Origin of the sequence: Bradyrhizobium sp. STM 3809 (genome assembly GCF_000239795.1) — a bacterium.
In the GTDB taxonomy this organism is placed as follows: domain Bacteria; phylum Pseudomonadota; class Alphaproteobacteria; order Rhizobiales; family Xanthobacteraceae; genus Bradyrhizobium.
In genome coordinates, this window is record NZ_CAFJ01000045.1 from 1 (window position 1) to 22,659 (window position 22,659).

At 69.3% G+C, this 22,659-nt stretch carries 22 protein-coding genes and 1 riboswitch; of the genes, 15 read left to right on the plus strand and 7 right to left on the minus strand.

Going from position 1 to position 22,659, the window contains the following annotated elements:
* Window positions 1-2,325 (minus strand): Orn/Lys/Arg family decarboxylase (locus BRAS3809_RS01910; protein WP_035655019.1); only part of this gene is annotated, 2,325 nt, incomplete at its 3' end.
* Between the two features lie 197 nt (window positions 2,326-2,522).
* On the opposite strand from BRAS3809_RS01910, the gene cobT reads away from it, so the two are divergent.
* The 3 genes from cobT to cobS are packed head-to-tail and all read left to right on the plus strand — an operon-like array spanning window position 2,523 to window position 4,887.
* Complete coding sequence (cobT, locus tag BRAS3809_RS01915; protein WP_008960413.1) at window positions 2,523-3,578, plus strand: nicotinate-nucleotide--dimethylbenzimidazole phosphoribosyltransferase; 1,056 nt, start codon at window positions 2,523-2,525, stop codon at window positions 3,576-3,578.
* Window positions 3,578-4,171: a histidine phosphatase family protein gene (locus BRAS3809_RS01920; RefSeq protein WP_008960414.1), complete on the plus strand. Its 594-nt coding sequence runs from the start codon at window positions 3,578-3,580 to the stop codon at window positions 4,169-4,171. Before cobT ends, BRAS3809_RS01920 begins: the two co-directional genes overlap by 1 nt.
* Window positions 4,168-4,887: an adenosylcobinamide-GDP ribazoletransferase gene (cobS, locus tag BRAS3809_RS01925; protein ID WP_008960415.1), complete on the plus strand. Its 720-nt coding sequence runs from the start codon at window positions 4,168-4,170 to the stop codon at window positions 4,885-4,887. Before BRAS3809_RS01920 ends, cobS begins: the two co-directional genes overlap by 4 nt.
* Here the strand turns inward: cobS and cobD are convergent.
* Window positions 4,884-5,915 (minus strand): threonine-phosphate decarboxylase CobD, encoded by a 1,032-nt coding sequence (gene cobD, locus BRAS3809_RS01930; RefSeq protein ID WP_008960416.1) that lies wholly within the window; start codon window positions 5,913-5,915, stop codon window positions 4,884-4,886. The genes cobS and cobD overlap by 4 nt on opposite strands.
* A gap of 22 nt (window positions 5,916-5,937) precedes the next feature.
* Between cobD and cbiB the strand changes: the two genes are divergently transcribed.
* Window positions 5,938-6,909 (plus strand): adenosylcobinamide-phosphate synthase CbiB, encoded by a 972-nt coding sequence (cbiB, locus tag BRAS3809_RS01935; protein WP_008960417.1) that lies wholly within the window; start codon window positions 5,938-5,940, stop codon window positions 6,907-6,909.
* Here the strand turns inward: cbiB and BRAS3809_RS01940 are convergent.
* The 3 genes from BRAS3809_RS01940 to cobU are packed head-to-tail and all read right to left on the minus strand — an operon-like array spanning window position 6,896 to window position 9,551.
* Entirely contained in the window at window positions 6,896-8,389 is a 1,494-nt protein-coding gene (locus tag BRAS3809_RS01940) for a cobyric acid synthase (RefSeq protein ID WP_008960418.1), read from the minus strand. The two genes, cbiB and BRAS3809_RS01940, sit on opposite strands and share 14 nt — an antisense overlap.
* Before the next feature lie 3 nt (window positions 8,390-8,392).
* Window positions 8,393-9,001, minus strand: a complete 609-nt coding sequence (gene cobO / locus BRAS3809_RS01945) for a cob(I)yrinic acid a,c-diamide adenosyltransferase (RefSeq protein WP_008960419.1) — start codon at window positions 8,999-9,001, stop codon at window positions 8,393-8,395.
* Between the two features lie 16 nt (window positions 9,002-9,017).
* A complete protein-coding gene (gene cobU, locus BRAS3809_RS01950) occupies window positions 9,018-9,551 on the minus strand; it encodes a bifunctional adenosylcobinamide kinase/adenosylcobinamide-phosphate guanylyltransferase (protein WP_035655020.1) in 534 nt (177 codons plus the stop codon).
* Window positions 9,552-9,585: 34 nt separating this feature from the next.
* Window positions 9,586-9,779: riboswitch (cobalamin riboswitch) on the plus strand.
* A gap of 122 nt (window positions 9,780-9,901) precedes the next feature.
* On the opposite strand from cobU, the gene BRAS3809_RS01955 reads away from it, so the two are divergent.
* Genes BRAS3809_RS01955 through cobJ form a run of 8 tightly spaced genes read left to right on the plus strand, consistent with a single transcriptional unit; the run spans window position 9,902 to window position 18,834 of the window.
* Window positions 9,902-10,534: a HupE/UreJ family protein gene (locus BRAS3809_RS01955; RefSeq protein WP_008960421.1), complete on the plus strand. Its 633-nt coding sequence runs from the start codon at window positions 9,902-9,904 to the stop codon at window positions 10,532-10,534.
* A 3-nt stretch (window positions 10,535-10,537) separates the two neighbouring features.
* Window positions 10,538-10,933: a DUF1636 domain-containing protein gene (locus BRAS3809_RS01960; RefSeq protein ID WP_008960422.1), complete on the plus strand. Its 396-nt coding sequence runs from the start codon at window positions 10,538-10,540 to the stop codon at window positions 10,931-10,933.
* A gap of 19 nt (window positions 10,934-10,952) precedes the next feature.
* The gene (cobW, locus tag BRAS3809_RS01965) at window positions 10,953-11,990 is read left to right on the plus strand and encodes a cobalamin biosynthesis protein CobW (protein ID WP_008960423.1); all 1,038 of its coding nucleotides are present in this window, start codon (window positions 10,953-10,955) and stop codon (window positions 11,988-11,990) included.
* A 9-nt stretch (window positions 11,991-11,999) separates the two neighbouring features.
* Window positions 12,000-15,413, plus strand: a complete 3,414-nt coding sequence (gene cobN / locus BRAS3809_RS01970) for a cobaltochelatase subunit CobN (RefSeq protein WP_008960424.1) — start codon at window positions 12,000-12,002, stop codon at window positions 15,411-15,413.
* Window positions 15,410-16,690 carry a precorrin-3B synthase gene (gene cobG / locus BRAS3809_RS01975; protein WP_008960425.1) on the plus strand — a complete coding sequence of 427 codons (1,281 nt, stop codon included), beginning with the start codon at window positions 15,410-15,412 and terminating at the stop codon, window positions 16,688-16,690. The genes cobN and cobG overlap by 4 nt, the downstream gene beginning before the upstream one ends.
* A complete protein-coding gene (locus tag BRAS3809_RS01980; protein ID WP_008960426.1) occupies window positions 16,683-17,315 on the plus strand; it encodes a precorrin-8X methylmutase in 633 nt (210 codons plus the stop codon). Before cobG ends, BRAS3809_RS01980 begins: the two co-directional genes overlap by 8 nt.
* Window positions 17,312-18,070: a precorrin-2 C(20)-methyltransferase gene (locus tag BRAS3809_RS01985; RefSeq protein WP_008960427.1), complete on the plus strand. Its 759-nt coding sequence runs from the start codon at window positions 17,312-17,314 to the stop codon at window positions 18,068-18,070. The genes BRAS3809_RS01980 and BRAS3809_RS01985 overlap by 4 nt, the downstream gene beginning before the upstream one ends.
* Window positions 18,067-18,834 carry a precorrin-3B C(17)-methyltransferase gene (gene cobJ / locus BRAS3809_RS01990; RefSeq protein ID WP_008960428.1) on the plus strand — a complete coding sequence of 256 codons (768 nt, stop codon included), beginning with the start codon at window positions 18,067-18,069 and terminating at the stop codon, window positions 18,832-18,834. The genes BRAS3809_RS01985 and cobJ overlap by 4 nt, the downstream gene beginning before the upstream one ends.
* Here cobJ and BRAS3809_RS01995 read toward each other — a convergent pair.
* Entirely contained in the window at window positions 18,798-19,571 is a 774-nt protein-coding gene (locus tag BRAS3809_RS01995; RefSeq protein ID WP_008960429.1) for a cobalt-precorrin-6A reductase, read from the minus strand. The genes cobJ and BRAS3809_RS01995 overlap by 37 nt on opposite strands.
* Window positions 19,572-19,585: 14 nt before the next feature.
* Between BRAS3809_RS01995 and BRAS3809_RS02000 the strand changes: the two genes are divergently transcribed.
* The 3 genes from BRAS3809_RS02000 to cobM are packed head-to-tail and all read left to right on the plus strand — an operon-like array spanning window position 19,586 to window position 21,974.
* On the plus strand, window positions 19,586-20,821 hold the full coding sequence (locus tag BRAS3809_RS02000; protein ID WP_035655022.1) for a bifunctional cobalt-precorrin-7 (C(5))-methyltransferase/cobalt-precorrin-6B (C(15))-methyltransferase: 1,236 nt from the start codon (window positions 19,586-19,588) through the stop codon (window positions 20,819-20,821).
* Entirely contained in the window at window positions 20,818-21,216 is a 399-nt protein-coding gene (locus BRAS3809_RS02005; protein ID WP_035655023.1) for a cobalamin biosynthesis protein, read from the plus strand. Before BRAS3809_RS02000 ends, BRAS3809_RS02005 begins: the two co-directional genes overlap by 4 nt.
* Window positions 21,213-21,974, plus strand: coding sequence for a precorrin-4 C(11)-methyltransferase (cobM, locus tag BRAS3809_RS02010; protein ID WP_008960432.1), 762 nt, complete (start codon window positions 21,213-21,215; stop codon window positions 21,972-21,974). The genes BRAS3809_RS02005 and cobM overlap by 4 nt, the downstream gene beginning before the upstream one ends.
* Here the strand turns inward: cobM and cbiD are convergent.
* The coding region (cbiD, locus tag BRAS3809_RS02015) for a cobalt-precorrin-5B (C(1))-methyltransferase CbiD (protein ID WP_035655025.1) at window positions 21,944-22,659 on the minus strand (716 nt) is incomplete at its 5' end. The two genes, cobM and cbiD, sit on opposite strands and share 31 nt — an antisense overlap.

A 22,659-nucleotide genomic window follows, 5' to 3' on the forward strand; every position in this document is an offset into this window, starting at 1 on the left:
CCGCCCAGACTCGTCGATCTCCTTATACAATCCCTGAATCTCGACGTCGAAGCCCGGAAACGTGTTGAACGCCCGCTCGAACATCTTGAGGTAATCGATCATCGGCCTGGCGCGCTCGGACAGCCGCTCGCCCGGCACGATGGTGGCGATCCCCGGCGGATAGACCACGAAGGGCGTGGTCGCGATGCGGCCGGCGATCTGGTCGATCGGGAGGTAATCGACCTCGTTGCGCATCAGCGCGCGCGCCGCCTCGCGCGGCGACAGCGCGATCTCCGGCAGATGCTGTGGCTGGAACTGCCTGGCCTGCAGCGCGCTCACCTCGGCCTGGCGGTAGAAGCGGTGCATCTCGCCGCAGAGGTCGCGCAGCCGGGTCTTGCCATAGCGAGCGAAGCGCTTGCGGGTGAACTCGGGGATGGCATCCTCCAGCAGCACGTTGTCGTCGTGCAGCCGCTTGAAGGCGACGAGGCCGCTGATCAGGGTGCCGGCCTTGCTGGCCTCGACGCCCGGCGTGAGCAGGAAGAGCAGCGAGTTGAGGTCGTTCTTCTCGGCGACGATGCGGTTCTCGCGCAGATATTGCGCCACGACCGGCGCCGGAATGCCGTGCTCGGCATAGCCGCCGGTGGCGCGGTCGAAGCCGGGGGTGAGCAGGGTCAGCTTGTTCGGATCGGTCATGGCGAAGCCGGGCGCCAGATCCGGGAAGCCGTGCCAGGCCTCGCCGGGCGCGAGCTGCCAGAGCGTGGCGTCGGTGGCGAGCTGGTCGGTCGAGATCGCCTCCCAGGCGACATCGTGCCGGCCGCCGGGGCTCGCGGCATCGGGGATCGAGACCCGGTCCGGCACGAACGGCTCGAAGAACCAGCGCCGCGCCGGATCCTTCTCCTTCTCGTCGAATTCCCGGCGCATCGCCCGGATCTTCTTGCGCAATTCGATGCCGAGCCGGATCGTGTCGTCCCACAGCACCTCGCCCGAGCGGCCCTTCATCATCTGCGCGCCGACGTCGAGCGAGGCGAACAGCGGATAGAACGGCGAGGTCGAGGCGTGCTGCATGAAGCTTTCGTTGAAGCGGCGGTGCTCGACGCGGCGGCGCTGGCCCTTGATGTGGCGGTCCTTGATGTGGATCTGCGAGGCCTGCGAGAAGCTCGCGAGCTGCTTGTGGGTCGACTGGGTCGCAATGATGCCGGGGGCGTCGGGGCCGAGCTCGGAGAGCCCCATGGCGAAGCGGCCGGCATAGAGCGGGTGGAACTTCATGAAGCCGGCCCAGGCCTCGTCGAACATGATGTAGTCGCAGAGGTGCCCGATGCGCTTGAGGATCATCTCCGCGCTGTGGATCGTGCCGTCATAGGTGCACTGCTCGACCACGGCGACGCGGAACGGCCGCTCCTTGCGCCAGGCGTCGGGATCCTTGACCAGCGGATTGTTGCGGATCTGCTGCCGAAGCTGCTCCTCGTCGAGCAGGTCCCAGCGCATCGGCCCGATCAGGCCCCAGGCGTTGCGGACGGTGGGCACATAGACCGGGATTCCGCCGGAGATCAGCAGGGCGCCGTGATGGGCGGCCTTGTGGTTGTTGCGGTCGAACAGCACGAGGTCGCCGTCGGTGACGAGCGCGCCGAGCACAACCTTGTTGGAGGTCGAGGTGCCGTTGAGCACGAAATAGGTCTTCTCGGCGCCAAAAATCTGCGCCGCCTCCTTCTGCGCCCGCAGCGCCGGGCCCTCATGGGTGAGGAGATCGCCGAGGTCGAGCACGGAATTGTCGAGGTCGTCGCGGAATACGGCCTCGCCGAGATGCTCGACGAAGATCCGGCCGATCGGGCTGCGGCTGTAGAACACGCCGCCATTGTGGCCGGGGCAGGTCCAGAGCTGGTTGCCTTCCTCGGCATAGTCGACCAGCGTGCCGAAGAACGGCGTCTTGAGCGTCTCGGCATATTGCTTGAGCCGGCTGATCAGGTTCTTGGCGATGAACGCCGGCGTCTCCTCGGAGAGGAAGACGTAGCCGTCGATGAAGTCGAGCACCTCGACCGGCAGGTCCTCGAACCGCTTGCGGCGGATCAGCAGGATGATCGGAAAGTCCAGGCCGCGGCGGCGCATCAGATTGATCAGCGACGCCGTCTTGCCCTCCAGCCCCTTCTTGCCCCAGTCCACCACCATGCAGCCGATCGCCGCATCCGTCTGCACCGCGATCTCGGCGTCCTCCAGCTTGCGGGCACGGACGACCTCGAAGCCGGAGCGCTGGATCTCCTCGATGATCTGGTTGAAGCGGACGCCGGCGAGGTCATCGGTCTCGAAGACGGGCGCGGCGAACAGGAAGGTGAAGCGGCGGAAGTAATCCATGGGCGTCTTTCGGCTGGGTGGGGCAGCAAGCTGTCAACGCGTTCGATGACAGTTGGATGACGGCCAAGCCCTCGATCCAGGCCACCAAGGGACCGGCCAGATCCTGCCTCCTGGGCCACGATCGCCGACCCCCGCTTGTCTTGGTGGAGCGACGGTGGCAATCGTCCGAGATTCGAGCAATGCCAAAAGGACAGACCGTGCTTCCCGACTGGATCAATCTGGACTGTGCGGCGCCGTCCGAGGCGCACCGCGAATCGGCCCTGGCGCGCCAGGCGCAGCTGACCAAGCCGCTCGGCGCGCTGGGGCGGCTGGAGGAGGTCGCGGTCGAACTGGCGGCGCTGCAGGCGGCGGAGCGGCCGGGGGCCGACCGGGTTCCGGTGGTGCTGTTCGCCGGCGATCACGGTATCGCGGCCCAGGGCGTTTCGGCCTATCCGCCCGAGGTCACGGTGCAGATGCTCCATAACTTCGCCGCAGGCGGTGCGGCGATCTCGGTGCTGGCGCGCAGCCTCGGCTGTCCGCTGGAGGTGGTCGACGTCGGCACGCTGGCCGATGGACCGGTGCGCGGTGTGATCAGCGACAAGCCGCGGCGCGGCACGCGCGATTTCAGTGTGCAGCAGGCGCTGACACCGGAAGAGGTGGCCTTTGCCTGCGACGCCGGGCGGCGGGCCGTGGCGCGGCAGGCAGACCACGCGCCTGATCTGGTGATCTTCGGCGAGATGGGGATCGGCAACACGACCTCGGCGGCGGCGATCGCGGCGGCGCTGCTGCCGTGTGCGCCCGCCGACATCGTCGGCAGCGGTACGGGTCTCGATGCGGACGGGCGGGCGCGCAAGGCCGCGGCGATTGGCTATGCGCTGACGCGCCATGGCCTGACAGCGGCGACACCCGTTGCGGAAGTTCTGGCCGCCGTCGGCGGCCTCGAGATCGTCGCGATGGCCGGCGCGATCATCGCCGCCGCGCAGCGGCGCTGGCCGGTGCTGGTCGACGGCTTCATCGTCTCGGTGGCGGCGCTGGTGGCGACGAGGCTCAATCCGTCCTGCCGGCCCTGGCTGCTGTTCTCGCATCGCTCGGCCGAACGTGGCCATGCGCTGGTGCTGGAGGCGCTCGGCGCGCGTCCGCTGATCGATCTCGATCTCCGGCTCGGCGAAGCCTCGGGGGCCGCCACCGCGCTGCCGATCCTCCGGCTCGCCTGCGCGCTTCACAACGGCATGGCGACCTTCGCGGAGGCCGCCATCTCCGGGCGCGAGGCCTGATGCGGCTCGACCTGCTGCGGCATGGCACCACCGGGCGCGACGGCCATCTCGACGGCCGCACCGATCCGCCGCTGACCGAGGCCGGGTGGGAGCAATTCCGGCGGCAGACACAGAGCCGGATCTGGCCGCGCGTCGTCAGTTCGCCGCTGGGGCGCGCGCGGGCGGCAGCTGAGGCTTATGCGCAGCAGACCGGCTGCGCGCTGCAGATCGATCAAGATTGGAGCGAACTGCATTTCGGACGATGGGACGGACGTAAGCGCAGCGACATCGTGAACGAACCGGAGCAGGCCGCCTTGCTCGACGCCTTCTACACAGATCCTGTCGTCTCGGCGCCCGACGGCGAGAGCTGGGCCGATCTGCAATCCCGGGTGTCGCGCGCGACCGACCGCATCCTCGCGACGCCGGAGCCTGCGCCGGTCCTGGTCGTCACGCATGGCGGCGCGATCCGCGCCGCGCTGGCGCATCTGCTCGGCTGGCCCTTGCATCAGCTGTGGAGCCTGCGCATTCATCCCGGCACCCGCATCGCGCTCGAATCCGGGCGGGGCGCGGATGGCGCGCCGTGGGCCGAAATCATCGAGATCATCCAGCCATGAGTTTGCGTGAATTCTGGATCGCCCTGCAGTTCCTGACGCGTCTGCCGACGCCGCGCGTGGCGGAGTCCCGGCCCGACGATCTCGCGCGGGCGTCGGTGTGGTTTCCCGCCGCGGGGCTGGTGATCGGCGTCTGTCTCGCTGTCCTCGCGCGGGTATTTCAGAACGCCGATCCATGGATCGTCGCGCTCGCCGTGCTCGTCGGCTGGATCTGGATCACCGGCGCGCTGCATCTCGATGGGCTCGGCGATGTCGCCGATGCGTTCGGCGCCGCGCATGGCAAACCGGAACGCTTCATCGCCGTGCTCGGCGATCCCCATGCCGGCAGCTTCGCCGTCGTCGCGATCGCGCTGCAGATTGCAGCGAAGCTGGTGCTGATCGCGGAGCTGGCGACGGGCCCGACAGCCTGGGCGCTTGTGCTCATCCCGGCCTGGGCGCGGCTCGGCACGCTGGTCTGCACCAAGACGCTGCTGTCATTGAAGCCCGGCCTCGGCGCCAGCGTCGGCATTGGCGTCGGCTGGAATCTCATTGTCGGTTGGGGCGTTGTGCTGGCCGTCGGCGCGCTCGCGGGCGCAGTCCCCACATTGCTGGCCATTCTGCTCATCCCCGCGATCGCCTTCTACTGGCAATGGCGGCTCGGCGGCATCACCGGCGACTGCCATGGCGCCAGCATCGAGGTGACGGAGACGCTGCTGCTCGCCGCCTGCGTGCTGGGCTAGGGCGCGTCGCCCAGCGCCTCCGCGAGGCGCCGCCATTCAGCTTCGGCGCCCGGCAGGCCGAAACGCAGCCAGCTCGGCTGCGTGGGGAAGCGTCTGACGTGGATGCCGTGACGCGCCAGCCGCGCGGCGATGTTTCCCGCCTTAGCCGATGCGACCAGCCGGAACAGCGGCGTGCCGCCGATGGCTGTGCAGCCGGCGTTGGACAACAGCGTGTCGATGCGCGCGCAATCCTCGACCAGGCGCGCGCGTGTCTGGTGCAGCCATTTGTCGTCGGCCAGTGCAGCCGTTCCGACCGTCAGTGCGGGTCCTGAAACTGCCCACGGCCCGAGCTCTTCGCGGATGTCCCGTATGATGTCTTCGCAGCCGATCGCAAACCCCAGGCGGATCCCGGCGAGGCCATAGATCTTGCCGAAGGAGCGCAGCACGATCGTGGCTGGCGGAAGATCGGCGGCGAGGCTTGCATCGGCGGGATAAAGGTCGACGAACGCTTCGTCGACGATCAAAAGCCCGTCGCGCCGGCGCAAGGTCGAAGCCACGCGGAGAAGCGCCTCGCGCGGCAGCAAACGGCCGGTCGGATTGTTGGGATTCACGATCACCGCGACGTCGGCCTTGGCGAGCGCATCGAGATCATCGACCAGTTCGACCCGATGGCCGCCGCGACGCCAGCACAGTGCGTGCTCCTCATAGGTGGGCGCGAGCACGGCCACGCTCGAGCGCGGGCGCAGCCTCGGCATGATCTGCAGCAGCGCCTGGGTGCCCGGCGCGGCAACGATCGTCGTCGGCTCCGGCACGCCGTAGCGCGCCGCGGCCGCAGCCTGCAGCGCGCGCTCCTCGGACTTGCTGGGCAATCGCGCCCAGCCTGTCGACGGGATCTCGGGCAAGGGGTAGGGGACCGGGTTGATGCCGGTGGACAGGTCGATCCAGGGGCGCGGCGCATCGGGATAGCGACGGCTGATCGCATCGAGATCGCCGCCGTGAACGATCGCTTCCGGCTGATCCATGTGCGTGCTAGTCGCTCTCTGGTCCATGTCCATCCCTTAGCGGAGATCGATGTTCGTCTCACTCGCGCTCACGGCGCTCCTCATCGAGGCGGCCGCTGGTTACCCTCAAATCCTGGTGCAGCGGATCGGCCATCCCGTGATGTGGATGGGCGCGCTGATAGCATGGGCCGACCGCTGCTGGAACGGGGACGGCGACAGCTTCGCCATGCGCCAAGCGTACGGCGTCGCGCTCGTGGTCCTGCTCGTGGCCGGGATGGCTGCCATCGGCCTGGCTGCGACGTGGCTCTTCACGGCGGTTCTCGGCGACGTCGCCGCAACGATCATCCTCGGCGTCGTGGCGAGCAGCCTGCTGGCGCAACGCAGTCTCGACATGCATGTCGCTGCGATCGCGGAAGGATTGGAGACGAGCGGGCTCGACGGTGGCCGCCGCGCCGTGGCGATGATCGTCGGGCGCGATCCGGAGCGACTTGATGAACCCGGCGTGTCGCGTGCCGCGATCGAGAGTCTCGCCGAGAATTTTTCTGATGGCGTCGTCGCGCCGTTGTTCTGGCTGTTCATGGGCGGCCTTCCCGGCATCCTGATCTACAAGGCGGTGAACACCGCCGACAGCATGATCGGCCATCTGTCCGATCGCCACCGTGCGTTCGGCTGGGCGGCGGCGCGGCTCGATGACCTGATCAACCTGCCGGCGTCGCGCCTGTCGGCGGTGTGGATCGCGGCGGCCGCGCGTCTCGTTCCCGGCGCATCCTCGTCAGCGGCGCTGCATGCGGTCGCGCGCGATGCTGCCAACCATCGCTCGCCGAATGCCGGCTGGCCTGAGGCTGCGATGGCTGGGGCGCTCGGGCTGCGCCTCGCCGGGCCGCGCGTCTATCATGGGCATCTCGTGACCGATGCCTGGATGGGCGACGGACGCGCCAATCTGAACGCGTCGGACATTCGGCGCGCCTTGCGGCTCTACCGGTTCGCCTGTCTGATCCAGGCGCTGTTCGTGGCGATCATCTTCCTGGTCAAGGTCCTGTAGACGGCAGACGGCGCGACGGCTCAGCCGCGAGCGCGAGAATGCTGTCGATGTCGACATGGCGCTCGAGATGCGCGGCCACTCCATCCAGGGTCGCCTCGACGTCGCTCTCATACGCCAGCCCATTCGTCTCGGCCCCGAGACTTCGCAGCCAATGCGCGCGCAGGCCGTCATCGGCGAACAGGCCGTGCACGTAGCAGCCGGCGATCTGGCCGCCGCGCGCGACCGCGCCATCGCGTCGGCCATCGGCGAAGGTGACAAAGGGAGCCTGCGCGGCCGGCCCGTCGGTGCGGCCGATATGCATCTCGTAGCCGCGGAACGGGATCTGATCCTCGGTGAGCGTGCCATGGACCTCGCGCAGCGCCTTGTCCTCGGTCAGGGTGGTTTCGACGTCGAGCAGGCCAAGCCCGGCGACCGAAGCCGGCGCGCCTTCCCGGCCGTCGGGATCGCTGATCGCGCGCCCGAGCATCTGGTAGCCGCCGCAGATGCCGAGCACGCGGCCGCCGCGGCGCTGATGCGCCAGGAGATCGATGTCCCAGCCGGCCGCGCGCAAGTCCGCGAGATCGGCGATGGTCGCCTTCGAGCCGGGCAGGATGACGATCGCGGCGTCGCCTGGGATCGGCGAGCCCGGCCGCAGGAAGTGCAGGTCGATGCCGTCCTCGAGCCGCAGCGGATCGAACTCGTCGAAGTTGGAGATGCGGGGATAGGCGAGCACGACGACCTTCGGGCGCTGTCCGCCGGCAGCGCCATGTTCCGGCAGCCCGAGCGCATCCTCCGCGGGCAGACGCCTTGCATCCGGAAAATGCGGGATGAGTCCGAGCGACGTCCATCCGGTGCGTGCCGCGATCTCGCTCATGCCGGCTGCGAACAGCGCCGGATCGCCGCGAAACCGGTTGACGAGGAAGCCCGCGATGAGCGCGGCATCCTCAGGTGCGAGCACCGCCTTGGTGCCGACGAGGCTCGCGATGACGCCGCCGCGGTCGATGTCGCCGATCAACACGACCGGAATCTGCGTCGCCTGCGCAAAGCCCATATTGGCGATGTCGCCGGCGCGCAGATTGATCTCCGACGCCGATCCCGCGCCTTCGACCAGGACGATATCGGCGTCAGCGGCGAGGTGATGGAAGCTGTCCAGCACGGCTGCCATGAGCTGCGGCTTCATCGCCTGATAGGCCGACGCCTTGGCGTTGCCGATCACGCGGCCCTGCACCACAACCTGCGAGCCGATCTCGCTCTGCGGCTTCAACAGCACCGGGTTCATGTGCGCCGTCATCGGCCGGCGCGCCGCGCGCGCCTGTAGCGCCTGGGCGCGGCCGATCTCGCCGCCGTCGGCGGTGACGGCGGCGTTGTTCGACATGTTCTGCGGCTTGAACGGCGCCACCTTCAATCCGCGCAAGGTCAGCGCGCGCGCAAGGCCAGCGACGATCAGCGACTTGCCGACGTCGGAGCCGGTGCCCTGGAACATGATCGCGCGTGCGGGCATGAGCTAGAACTCGATGCCTTCCTGCGCCTTCACGCCGGCGGCGAAGTGATGCTTGACCAGGTTCATCTCGGTGACGAGATCGGCCGCCTCGATCAGGTCCGGCTTGGCATTGCGCCCGGTGACGACGACGTGCAGATCGGGGCGGCGCGCGGCCAGCGTTGCGACGACGTCAGCGATCGGCAGATGATCGTAGCGCAGCGCGATATTCAGTTCGTCGAGGACCACGAGCCGGATCGACGGATCGGCCATCAACTCCTTCGCCTTCGCCCAGGCCCGTTCGGCGGCTGCGATGTCGCGCGCGCGGTCCTGCGTTTCCCAGGTGAAGCCTTCGCCCAGGGTATGCCAGGACACCTGATCGCCGAAGGCCGCGATCGCCTTGCGTTCGCCGGTTTCCCAGGCGCCCTTGCCGAACTGCACCACGCCGATGCGGAAGCCGCGGCCGAGCGCGCGCAGCATCAGGCCCCAGGCGGCGGTCGATTTGCCCTTGCCCTTGCCGGTGTGGACGATCAGCAGGCCCTTTTCGACCGTCTTGGAGGCGACCTCGGCATCCTGCACCGCCTTGCGGTTCTCCATCTTGGCCTTGTGGCGGGCATCATCGGCGCTGTCGGTCATCGGTTCGTCCTCTTCGTCATTTCAGGCTGAGCGGCAGACCGGCCGCCATCAGAATCACGCGATCCGCCAACGCCGCCACGTCCTGGTTCAGCCGCCCCTGCGCGTCTCGAAATGCACGCGCCAGCGCGTTGTCCGGCACGATGCCGAGACCGACCTCGTTGGACACGGCGACGATCGGCCCGCGTGCGGTGCTGAGCGCGTCGATCAACTCGGTGCAGGCTTGCGGAACGTTCATGTCGGCGAGCATCACATTGCTGAGCCACAGCGTCAGGCAGTCGATCAGCATGGGCGCCTGCGAGTCGGCGTGGGCACGGATGAGGCCGGCGAGATCGCGCGTCGTCTCCAGCGTCTGCCATCCCGCGGCGCGGCGCGCCCTGTGATGAGCGATGCGCTCGGTCATCTCGTCGTCGAACGCCTGCGCGGTCGCAACATAGATCCAGGGCGGCGCGAGGGCGGTGACCAGCGCTTCCGCGTGGCGGCTCTTGCCCGAGCGCGCGCCGCCGAGCACCAGGGTCAGGCGCGGCAATGCGGGGGGCGGGGCAGGGGGCATGGGGACGATTCCGATTGACGGGCTTTGGCCCGCCCCGTATCTAACAGATGACGGTTCTCCGAAAGGAGAGATTTAGGGAACACGGTGCGGGTCCTCGGACCCCAGGCCGTGGCTGCCCCCGCAACTGTAATCGGCGAGTGTGAGGCCAAGACACCACTGGGAAACCGGGAAGGTGGTCTCACGCAGCGACCCGAAAGCCAGGAGACCTGCCGTCGACATTGCTGTTGGCCGACCCGTCGCGCGGGGAGTCGCGATGCTGGTTCTGATCCCGCCGAGGAATTGGCGGGATGCCGTCGGGTGCAGCGCATCGTCCGGTCCTCTGGGGGAGCCGGCAAGCGACGGAGACGGCCATGAAGTTCACCCGTGCCACGACTTTCGCCATTGCGAGCGTGCTCCTGCTCGCGGCTCAACCGGCGTTTGCCCATCACATGATGGGTGGCAAGCTGCCGCAGACCTTTGCGCAGGGGCTGCTGTCGGGCCTCGGCCATCCTGTCATCGGCCTCGATCATCTGGCGGCGATCCTCGGCGCCGGCATCATCGCGGCTCTGCTCGGTCGCGGCTTCGCGCCGGTGCTGGCCTTCACGACGGCGATGATCGCGGGTGTCGGTCTGCATCTGGCAAAAGCGAACATCCCGGCCGCCGAGCTGCTGGTCGGTCTCTCGACCGCTCTCATTGGTCTCGCAGTGGTGATGCGCGGCCGCCTCGGCGTGCTGCCGATCGCGGGCCTGTTCGCGCTGACGGGTGTTTTCCATGGCTATGCGCTGGGCGAGTCGATCGTCGGCGCCGAGACCACGCCGCTCGGCGCCTATCTCGCGGGCCTGCTGGTGATCCAGACCGCCATCGCCGCCGGCGCCTTCCTCGGGACGAAACTGCTGTCGGCCAAGGCCGATGCGTTGGCGCCGCTCGCGGTGCGGGTTGCGGGCGCGGCCATCGTGCTGGTGGGCGGCGTCGCCGCAGCGACGGCCGTCGGCGTGATCGGCTGAGTGATGACTTCATTGGAGAATGGCGCGACGACCCTGTTCGTCTGCGTCACTTGCCGCTCGCAGGTAGCGGACGTGTCGCTGCCTGACCAGCCGCGGGCCGGCGCGCGTCTGCTCACCGCGATCGAAGCGATGCCGGACGAGCAGCGCGAAGGCGTCGCCGTGGTCGGCGTCGAATGTCTGTCCAACTGCAATCGCGCCTGCACCGTCGCGGTGACCGCGCCCGGCAAATGGACCTATGTCCTCGGCGCGCTCGATCCGGATGTGCATGCGCAGGACATCCTGACGTTCGCGCGGCTGCATCGGAATCACGAGGCCGGACTGCCGGCCTGGCGCGAGCGTCCCGAATACATCCGCAAGAACACCGTCGCGCGCGTGCCCGCGCTGCCGGCGCTTCGCTGACAACAGAGATCCCGCTGCCATGACGACATCATTCGCCAAGACTCCTTGCACCATCGTCACCGGCTTTCTCGGTGCCGGCAAGACCACGCTGGTGCGCAACCTGATCGAGACCGCGAATGGCCGGCGGCTCGCGATCATCGTCAACGAGTTCGGCGACGTCGGCATCGACGGCGACATCCTGAAAGGCTGCGGCGTGCCGGACTGCCCGGAGGATCGCATCGTCGAGCTCTCCAATGGCTGCCTGTGCTGCACCGTCGCCGACGATTTCGTTCCGGCGCTGAAGAGCCTGCTCGACCAGAAGGAGCCGCCCGAGCACATCGTGATCGAGACCTCGGGGCTGGCGCTGCCGAAGCCGCTGGTGCAGGCGTTCAACTGGCCGGAGATCGCGACGCGCGTCACGGTCGACGGCGTCGTCGCCGTGGTCGATGGCCCAGCCGTCGTGGCGGGCCGCTTCGCCGATGACCCCGAGGCGCTTGCGGCGCAGCGCGCGGCTGACGATTCGCTCGATCACGACAACCCGCTCGAGGAGGTCTACGAGGATCAGCTGCTGTGCGCCGATCTCGTGGTCATGAACAAGAGCGACCTCATGAGCGACGAGGAGCGCAAGGCGGTCGCCTCCGAGATCGCGGCGAAAGTGCAGCGCGCGGTCAAGGTGATCGCGACGGAGCATGGCCAGCTCTCGGCCTCCGTTCTGCTCGGACTTGGTGCGGCCGCGGAGGACGACCTCGCGGCGCGCCCGTCGCACCATGACAATGAGGCCGAGCACGATCACGACGATTTCGAGAGCTTCGTGCTCGACGTGCCGGCGCAGACCTCGCCCGACGCGCTGGTCGATCGCATCGCCGCCGCCGTCGATGCGCATGACGTGCTGCGTGTGAAGGGTTTTGTGGAAGTCGCGGGCAAGCCGCTGCGCCTGCTGGTGCAGGCCGTCGGCAGCCGCATCCAGCATCAGTTCGAGCGTCCATGGCGCGCCGGCGAATCGCGGCAGGGCCGGCTCGTGGTCATCGGCGAGCGCGGCCTCGACGCGGCCGCGATCAGAAGCCTGATCGCGGGCTAGGCGAGGGCGATGCACCTCCTGGCGACATCCGGCGCTGACCTCGACGACCTCGAACAGGCCGTGGATCTCGCGCAGTCGCCGGCGGAGGTCGTCGTGCTGTCGTTCTCCGACAGCGATCTTTCCGCGCTGGCGGAGGCCTGGAGCGCAGGCGCGGCGGAGTTGCCCAGCCTGCGCCTCGCCAGCCTGAAGCGGCTGAAGCACCCGATGTCGGTCGATCTCTACATCGACCGCGTCGTGCTCGGCGCGCGCGCCGTCGTCGTGCGCTGCCTCGGCGGCCTCGACTATTGGCGCTACGGGATGGAGCGGATCGCCGCGGTGTGCCGCAGCCGTAACATTTTGTTCGCGGCTCTGCCGGGCGATGATCGCGCCGATGACCGGCTCGATGCGCTGTCGACCTTGCCGCCGCAGGTCACATCCCAGCTCTACGGCTATCTGCACGAGGGCGGCGTCGGCAATGCGCGCGAATGCCTGCGCTACCTCGCGACGCTGCTCGGCCGCGACCTGCCTGTCGTGCAGCCGGTGGCGATCGGCTCGCTGGTCGGCTTCGTGCCCGATCGCGGCGCTGTGTCCATCGACGAGCTCTGCCGGCCGGATGATGCGCGGCCGGCGGCTTTGATCACGTTCTACCGCGCCAGCCTGCTCGCCGCCGATACGGCCGGTGTTGCGGCGCTGATGCGGGCGCTGGAGCGCGAAGGGCTCGCGGCCGTTGCGGTGGCGGTGACGAGCCTGAAGGACCCGTCGATCGTTGCGCCGCTGTCGCGTCTGATCGACCACCGGCGTCCCGCGATCATTCTCAACGCGACCGCGTTCTCGGCGTTGCGCGAGGACGGCAGCACCGTGCTGGACGTCGCCGACGCGCCGGTGCTGCAGATCATCCAGGCGCAGAGCAGCGAGGACGCCTGGGCGTCGTCATCGCGCGGCCTGTCGCCGACCGATCTCGCCATGAACGTCGTGCTGCCCGAGCTCGACGGACGTCTGCTGGCGCGGACCATCGCCTTCAAGGGCGAGGCGGCGGTGGACGAACGCCTGCAGTTCGGCGCGATGCGCCATGTGCCGCAGCCCGATCGCATCGCCTATGTCGCGCAGCTCGCGGCGCGATGGGCGCGCTTGCGGACGCTGCCGCCGAGCGAGCGCCGCGTCGCGCTGATGCTGTCCGACTATCCGGCGCGCGGCGGCCGGCGCGGCTATGCGGTCGGTCTCGACACGAGCGCGAGCGCGGCTGCCATCGCGGCGCTCGTGGCGGAGGCGGGCTATGATCTCGGTGGGGTGTCGCCGACCGCGGCCGACGTCGAGGCGCTGCTGCGCGATGAGGCCGGTGAGCTCGTCGTGCCGCTTGCGGACTATCAGGGCCAGCTGGTGCGGCTGTCCGACGATCTGCAGCGCGCCTTGCAGGACAATTGGGGCGCGGCGGATGCCGATCCGGCGTTCCGCGACGGCGCATTCCGCTTTCCCGTGCTGCGCGCCGGCAGGCTGTCGATCCTGCTGCAGCCGGATCGCGGCAGCCGCGCCGATCGCAAATCCGGCTATCACGACACGTCCGTCCCACCGCGGCACGCCTATGTCGCGCTCTATGCGCATCTGCGCGAGGTCGAGAAGATCGATGCGCTGATCCATCTCGGCGCCCATGGCACGCTGGAATGGCTGCCGGGCAAGGCCCTGGCGCTGTCGCGGGATTGCTGGCCCGAGGCCGTGCTCGGTCCGCTGCCGGTGATCTATCCGTTCATCGTCAACAATCCGGGCGAGGCGATGCAGGCCAAGCGGCGGCTGGCGGCGCTGACGCTCGGCCACTTGACGCCGCCGCTGTCGCACGCCGGCCTGCACGGTCCGCTGCGCGAGCTGGAAGGGCTGGTCGAGGAATATGCCGAGGCCGACGGCCTCGACAAGCGCCGCCTGAGATTGCTTGAAGACGAGATCATCGCGCGCGCCTGGCAGAGCGGCCTCGCCGCGGATTGCGGACTCGACCGCAGCATGAGCGGCCGCGAGGCGATTGCGCAGCTCGATGCGCAATTGTGCGACATCAAGGAGCTCGCGGTGCGCGACCGCCTGCACGTGTTCGGCCAGGCGCCCGATGCAGCCGCCAACGCGCTGCTCAGCGATGCGATCGTCGCGGCCGCGGACGGCGCTGTTGAGCGTGCTGTTGTGGAAGCGCGAATCCGCACGAGCGCTGCGGCCGAGAGCCACGCATTGCTGGCTGCGCTCGATGGCCGCCGCGTGGCAGCCGGTCCGGCCGGCGCGCCGAGCCGCGGCCGGCTCGACGTGCTGCCCACGGGACGCAATCTGACCGCGATCGACCCGCGCGCCATTCCGACGCGCACCGCGGTGATCGTCGGCGCGCGCGCAGCCGATGAAGTCATCCGGCGCTATCTGCAGGAGCATGGCGACTATCCGCGGGCGCTGATGCTCGATCTCTGGGCCTCGGCGTCGCTGCGGACCGGTGGCGATGATCTCGCCCAGGCACTGGCCTATCTCGGCGCGCGGCCGCGCTGGGACCACAATTCCAATCGCGTGACGGGCATCGAGGTGCTGCCGCTGGCGGTGCTCGGCCGTCCGCGCATCGACGCGACGTTGCGGATCTCCGGCCTGTTCCGCGATCTGTTCGAAGCGCAGATCGCACTGTTTGATCTCGCCGTGCAGACGGTGGCCGCGCGCGACGAGGACGACGCCGATAATCCGCTGGCTGCTGCGCGACGCCGCGGCGAAAGCCTCGCGCGCGTGTTCGGCGGCGCGCCCGGCAGCTATGGCGCCGTCGCCGCCGATCTCGCGCTCGGAATGGCCTGGGATAGCCGCGCAGAGCTCGGCGAGGCCTATCTCGATGGCACGGGCTACAGCTTCGGCGGAGCGCATGACCACGCCCCGGCCGCCGATGCGTTTCGCGCCCGCGTGCGCGGCGCCGATGCGCTGGTGCATACGCAGGACGATCGCGAGCGCGACCTGCTCGACGGAGAGGAGGTCGCCGATTTCGCCGGCGGCTTCGCCGCCGCGGCCGCAGCGCTCGGCGCCTCGCCCGCATTGCTGCATCTCGACACCAGCCGGCCCGACCAGCCGAGGGCGCGCAGCTTCAGCGAGGAGATTGCTCGCGTGGTGCGCGGCCGCCTGACCAATCCACGCTGGCTCGCGGGCATGCTTGGCCATGGCCATCGCGGCGTCGCGGAGATCGCGCAGGGCGTCGATGCGCTCTATGCCTTCGCTTCGACGTCGGACACGGTGCCGGAGCATCTGTTTGATCTGGCGCATGGGGCGCTGCTGCGCGACGGGGCAGTGTTCGAGGCCATGATCGACCGGAACCCCGCGGCGGTGGCCGCCATTGTCTCGCGCTTCGAGGATGTGCTGAAGAGACGGCTATGGGTGCCGCGCCGGAATGCGGTCGCCGACGAGCTGGCGGCCGCCCGCGCGCGCCTGGCACGGACGGAGACGGTGCCGTGAGTGGCGCGATCGATATCAAGGGCTGGTGTCCGGGCGCGCGTCGGCCGATGCTGAGCGGCGACGGGCTGATCGTGCGCGTGCGTCCGCATGGCGGCGCGCTGACGGTGGCCGCCTTGCACGCGCTGGCCGAGGCCGCGTCGCGCTTCGGCAACGGCCAGATCGATCTCACCCGCCGCGCCAACCTGCAGATCCGGGGCGTGTCGCCGGAAACGCTGGCGCCATTGTGGGAGCTGATGACCTCGCTCGCGCTGCTCGACGACAGCGCCGAGGCGGAGGCGATCCGCAACATCGCGGTCAATCCTCTGGCGGGTCTCGATCCGGCGGAGGTCATCGACATGCGACCGGTCGCGGCGGCGTTGGAACTGCAGCTCGCGGCTGACAAGGCGCTGTGGGCGCTGCCGGCCAAGTTCGGCTTCGCACTGGATGGCGGCGGCAGGTTGCCGCTGACCGAGCTGGCTGCGGATGTGCGTCTGGCGGCCCGCTCCGTCGATGAGCGGCGTCGGATCGCCGTGGGGCTTGCCGGCGCAGATGCAATCACGTGGCTCGGACTCGTCGCCGTTTCGGATGCCGCGGCCGTCGCGGCGAACGTTGCGCGATGGGTGCTGCAGCACAGTCCCACCAGGCGCGCCGCGGCGCTCCCGCCGCAGGCGATCGCCGCCCTGTCGACCGAGCTTGGGCTTGATAGATCCAATGAGACGTCGACGCCATCGGTGGCCATGTCGCGGCCACGTCGCGGCGCGATCAGCCTGACGGATGAGACTTGCGGCGTTGGTCTTGGTGCCCCGTTCGGTCGCATCGATAGCGCGGCGCTCGAGCGGCTGGCTGCGTTGCTGGCCGCCTCGGATGTTTCCGAGGTTCGCCTGTCGCCCTGGCGCACGTTGTATGCCGCTGCCGGCCGTGATGTTGCCGGACGGCTCGCGGCCGATGCAGCGGAGCTTGGCCTCATTGTCGACGACGCCGATCCCTTGCTGCGCATCGATGCCTGCACGGGTGCCGGCGGCTGTCCCGCGACGCGATTGGCGACGCGGCAGCATGCCCGCGTGCTGGCGGCCGACATCGCACGCACGCAGTTTCCGGGCACGCTGCACGTGTCCGGCTGCGCCAAGGGATGCGCGCGGTCGGCGGCTGCGGACGTCGTGCTGGTCGGCGATGCGGACCGCTATCGTGTCGTGCGCAAAGGCACTCCGAAAAGCGCGCCCTGCGGTGCTCTCGATCCGGCCGATATCGGGATTACCAGCCAGGGGCTGTTTCAAGCGCGAGAGAGCGTCCATGTCTGATCTGCGCGACTACATCAAGGATGGTGCGGAGATCTATCGCCGCTCGTTCGCGACGATCCGCGCCGAAGCCGACCTGTCGCGCTTCCAGGGGCTCGCCGAGAAGATCGCGGTCCGCATCATCCATGCCTGCGGCATGGTGGAGATCACCTCCGACATCGAGATCTCCGAGCATTTCGCCGCTGCGGCGCGCGCGGCGCTCGATCGCGGCGCCCCGATCCTGTGCGATGCCAAGATGGTCGCGCAAGGCATCACGCGCGCCCGGCTGCCGGCCAGCAATGAGATCATCTGCACGCTCGATGCGCCCGGTGTGCCGGCTCTCGCCGCACGGCTCGGCACCACGCGCTCGGCCGCGGCGCTGGAACTGTGGCGGCCGCATCTCGAAGGCGCGCTGGTCGCGATCGGCAACGCACCGACCTCGCTGTTCCATCTGCTCGACATGCTCGATCAGGGCGCGCCGCAGCCGGCGGCGGTGATCGGAACCGCGGTCGGCTTCGTCGGCGCGCGGGAATCCAAGGAAGCGCTCGCGGCCGACGGCCGGGTGCCGTATCTGATCGTGAAGGGCCGCAAGGGCGGCAGCGCCATGGCCGTTGCCGCCGTGAACGCGATCGCGAGCGACGTCGAATGAGCCTGCTCGACACCATCGCCGGCAGCGCCGAGCCCAGGACGCTCTACGGCATCGGCGTCGGTCCCGGCGATGTGCGCTATCTGACGCTGCGCGCGGCGGGGCTGATCCGCTCCGTCGACGTCGTCGCGTTCTTTGCCAAGCGCGGCATGGAGGGTAATGCACGGCGGATCGTCGCGCCGCTGATGCAGGCCGGCCGTCACGAGCTGCGGCTGGAATATCCTGTGACCGAGGAGGTGCCGGTCGCCGATGCGTCCTATCAGGCCCAGATCGGCGACTTCTATCAGCGCGCCGCCGGCAGCATCGCCGCGCATCTGGCTGCTGGGCGCTCGGTCGGCCTGCTGTCCGAAGGCGATCCGTTCTTCTACGGCTCGTTCATGCACATGTGGCGGCGGCTCGAGCAGGATCATCCTGTCGAGGTCGTTCCCGGCGTCACCGGCATGTCCGGGTGCTGGACCAAGGCCAACGTGCCGATCACCTGGGGCGACGACATTCTCTCTGTGCTGCCCGGCACGCTGGCCGAGGACGTGCTGCACGATCGGCTGACGCGCTGCGAGGCTGCCGTCATCATGAAGGTGGGGCGCAACCTCACCAAGGTGAAGCGCGCGATCGCTCGCGCTGGACTGCTCGATCGTGCGCTCTATGTCGAGCGCGGAACGATGGAGGCGCAGCGCGTCGCGCGGCTCGCCGAGGTCGAACAGGAGCGCGGACCGTATTTCTCGATGATCCTGATCCCCGGCCAGGGGCGCCGGCTGTGACGGGCACGCTCACCATCGTCGGCGTCGGCCCCGGCGCGCCCGAGCTGATCACGCCGGCGGCGTCGGCTGCGATCGCAAGGGCGACGGATCTGATCGGCTACGGCCCTTACCTCGACAGGGTCACGACGCTTCGTGCCGGGCAGCTTCGCCATGCCAGCGACAACCGCGTCGAGCTCGATCGGGCCCGTCACGCGCTGCAGCTCGCGAGCGATGGCCGGCATGTCGCCGTGGTGTCGGGCGGCGATCCCGGCGTGTTCGCGATGGCGGCCGCGGTGTTCGAGGCGGTCGAGGCAGGCCCGCCGGATTGGCGCGATCTCGACATCCGCGTCGAGCCGGGTGTGACGGCCATGCTCGCCGCCGCGGCCGAGGTCGGCGCGCCGCTGGGCGGCGATTTCTGCGCGATCTCGCTGTCCGACAATCTCAAGAGCTGGGCGACCATCCAGCGCCGTCTCGAAGCCGCGGCAGGCGCCGATTTCGTGATCGCGCTCTACAACCCGATCTCCAAGGCGCGGCCGCATCAACTCGGCGAGGCCTTCGCCCTGCTGCGGCGGATCAAGCCGCCGACGACCATCGTCGCGCTGGTGCGCGCCGCGGGCAGCGGCGATGTCGGCGCGATCATCACATCGCTGGCTGAGGTCGACCCCGCCAAGGCGGATATGCGCACGCTCGTCTTGATCGGATCGACAGCGACGCGCCTGATCGCTCGTCATGGCAAGTCGCCGTTCGTCTATACGCTGCGCCGTGAGGCCGGAGCAGGGCGATGAGCGAGCTGCGTTTCGAGCCACAGCAGCGCGGCCCGCGCGCTGTCCAGCGCGACGCCCTGCGGCTTGTCGGGCCGCGCGATCATCACGACGGGAATGCCGAGTCGTCGCGCCGCGGCGATCTTCGGATAGGTCGCCGCTCCGCCGGAGTTCTTCGAGACGACGACGGCGATGCCTTCCTCGGAAAGGAAGGCTTGCTCCTTGGCGTCGTCGAACGGTCCGCGATCCCTGACGAAGCGGATGTCGGGCGGCAGCGCGATGTCGCCGGGCGGGTCGATCGTGCGCGCGATGTAGTGATGCTGCGGAGCCGCAGCGAAGGCCGCGAGCTCGAGCCGGCCGAGACTGAGGAACACGCGCGACGCCTCGGAGCCGAGCACTGCGGCCGCGGTCTCCGCACTGTCGACCACGATCCAATTGTCACCGCTCTGGCGTTGCCATGCTGCGCGCCGGATCGAGGCCAGCGGCAGCGACAGCGTGCTGCAGGCCGCGACGGCGTGTCGCGAGATCTGATCGGCGTAAGGATGCGTCGCGTCGATCAGGGCATCGATCGCGTGATCGCGCAGCCATGCTTCCAGTCCCGCGATGCCGCCGAAGCCGCCGATGCGGGTCGGCAGCGGCTGCGGCCGTGGCGAGGCCGTGCGGCCGGCGAGCGACAGCGTCGCGTCGAACCGGCTGTCGGCAGCCAGGAGCTGCGCCAGCTCGGACGCCTCGGTCGTTCCGCCGAGAATGAGAATGCGCATGCGGGGCAGGGTCCATGGTGAATCCGGACGCAACTTGCAACGTGCCGCGCTGGCTGTCCATCATCGGGATCGGCGAGGACGGCGTCGATGGCCTCGGCGCGCAGGCGCGCCAACTCATCGCGCAGGCGGCGCTGGTGGTCGGCGGTGCACGCCATCTCGAGCTTGCAGCGCCGCTGATCAGATCCGAGCGGGTGGCGTGGCCGAGCCCGCTGCATCTCGCCTTCGAGCAGATCGCAGCGCGCAAGGGACAGTCCGTGGTGGTGCTGGCCAGCGGCGATCCTTTCAACTACGGCGTCGGCAAGCAGTTGATGCAGCGCTTCGCGCCGGCGGAGATGCTCTGCCTGCCGCATGCCTCGGCCTTCAGTCTCGCCGCAGCGCGCCTAGGCTGGCCGCTGCAGGACGTCGCCCAGGTGACGCTGCATGGCCGTGCGCTCGAAGGCATCATTCGTCATCTCGCGCCGGGCGCGCGGATCCTCGCGCTGGCCTGGGATGGATCGACCGCCGCCAAGCTCGCGGCGCTGCTGAGCGCGCGCCGCATGGGCCGTTCGCGCCTGACCGTGTTGGAAGCGATGGGCGGCCCGCAGGAGCGGGTGCGCAGCGCGACGGCCGGCGCGTTCGACCTGTCCGACATTCATCCGCTGACCACGCTGGCGCTCGAGGTCGTGGCCGAGCCCGGTGCGCCGGTGATTCCGCTGACATCGGGCCTCGCCGACGATCTGTTCGAGCATGACGGCCAGATCACCAAGCGCGACGTTCGCGCCGCGACGCTGTCGGCGCTCGCGCCGATGCCGGGCGAGCTGCTGTGGGACGTCGGCCTGGGATCCGGCTCGGTCGCGATCGAATGGCTGCTGCGGCACGGCTCGCTGCGCGCCATCGGCATCGAGGCGCGGCAGGATCGCGCCGACCGCGCCATGCGCAACGCGCTCGCTCTTGGTGCGCCAGACCTGAAGATCGCAATCGGACGCGCACCGGCGGTGCTGGCGGAACTGGAATCGCCGGACGCGATCTTCATCGGCGGGGGCATCTCGGAGGCAGGCGTGTTCGAGGCGGCGTGGTCGCGGCTGAAGCCCGGCGGCCGCGTGGTCGCCAACATCATCTCGCTCGAAGGCGAGGCACGGCTAATCGATCTGTTCGGCCGTCATGGCGGCGAGCTGGTCCGGATCGCCGTGTCGCGCATCGAGCCGGTCGGCCGCATGCATGGCTGGCGGCAGGCGATGCCGGTGACGCAGTGGCGGGTGAACAAGCCATGATTGCGCTCGGGATCGGCTGCCGTCGCGATGCCAGCCTTGATGCGATCGAGCGCGTCATCGCACAGGCGCTGAGCGTCGCGAAGCTTGCAGCGAGCGACATCGCTGTCGTGGCGACGGCGCGCGACAAGATGCATGAACCTGGTTTGATCGCGGCGGCGAAGCGGCTTGGCCGCCCGCTGCTCGGTGTGACGCAAGATGAACTCGCTTCCGTCGCGGATCGCGCGTTCACGCGGAGCGACCTCGTCCAGCGCCTCAAGGGTGTTCCGTCGGTCGCCGAGACCGCAGCGCTCGCGGCCGCCGGCCGCAATGCGCGCCTGGTCGTGCCGCGGCTTGCGCAGGGAGCGGCGACTTGCGCGGTGGCGCAAGGCGAGGGCGTGCCGGAGGACGAGCGATGACGGTGCACTTCATCGGCGCCGGGCCGGGCGCGCCGGATCTGATCACGGTGCGCGGCCGCGACCTGATCGCGCGCTGCCCGGTGTGTCTCTATGCGGGCTCGCTGGTGCCGACGGCGTTGCTCGATCACTGCCCGCCGGGGGCGCGGATCGTCGATACCGCGCCGCTGGCGCTCGACGAGATCATCGCCGAGATGGCGCGGGCCACCGATGCCGGCGTGGACGTCGCGCGGCTGCATTCGGGAGATCTCTCGATCTGGAGCGCGCTCGGCGAGCAGCTGCGTCGCCTCGACGCGCTGAAGATCCCGTACACGGTAACGCCGGGCGTGCCGTCATTCTCGGCGGCGGCGGCGGCGCTCGGCCGCGAGCTGACTCTGCCGGGGCTGGCCCAATCGGTGGTGCTGACGCGGACCTCCGGCCGGGCCTCGGCGATGCCCGAGACCGAGCAGCTGTCGCTGTTCGCGCAATCGCGGGCGACGCTCGCCATCCATCTCTCGATCCATGTGCTGGACAAGGTCGTCGCCGAGCTCCGGCCCCATTACGGCGAGGACTGTCCGGTCGCGATCGTGTATCGCGCGAGCTGGCCGGACCAGCAGATCATCACGGCGACCTTGGCGACGATTGTCGAGCGCGCCGCGACCGCCGGCCTGGAGCGGACCGCGCTGATTCTGGTCGGGCGCGCGCTCGGCGCCGAGGATTTTCGCAACAGCGCGCTGTATGATGCCGACTATCAGCGCCGCTTTCGCGGGAGAGGCGAATGAGCCGCTCCATCACTCAGCCCGACCAGCCGGCCCTCCCGGTCGAAGACGGCGATGTCGAGCGCGATGTTGTTGTCGCCGAGCGCACGTCGCGCGGTCTCCCAGGCCGCATCCGCCACCACTTGTCCGGCCGGGAAGCCCGCGCGTTCGCAATCCTGCAGCACCTGCAGCGCCGTGTTGGCGCCGCGCGCCGTCGTGACCAGCGCGTCGGGGGCATCAGCCTCATGCAGCGTGTCGGCGAGCCAGCCGAGATCGACCTCGCCGGCGCGCGAATGCAGGTCGAGCAGACCTTGGCCCAACTTGGTCATCTTGGCGAAACCACCGGCCACCGTGACGCGTGCGACCGGGTGCCGGCGCAGATATTTGAGCATGCCGCCGGCGAAATCACCCATGTCGATCAGCGCCGCATCGGGCAGCTGGTAGAACTGCTGCACGGCCTTCTCGGACGTGCTGCCGGTGGCGCCGGCGACATGCGGCAGTCCGCTCGCGCGCGCGACGTCGATGCCACGGTAGATCGAGTGGATCCAGGCCGCACAGCTGAACGGAACGACGATCCCCGTGGTGCCGAGGATCGACAGTCCGCCGACGATGCCGAGCCGCGGGTTCAGCGTCTTCTGCGCCAGCGCCTCGCCGCCGGGAATCGAAATGGTGATGACCACGTCGCGCCGCGCACCGAGCGAGGTGGCGG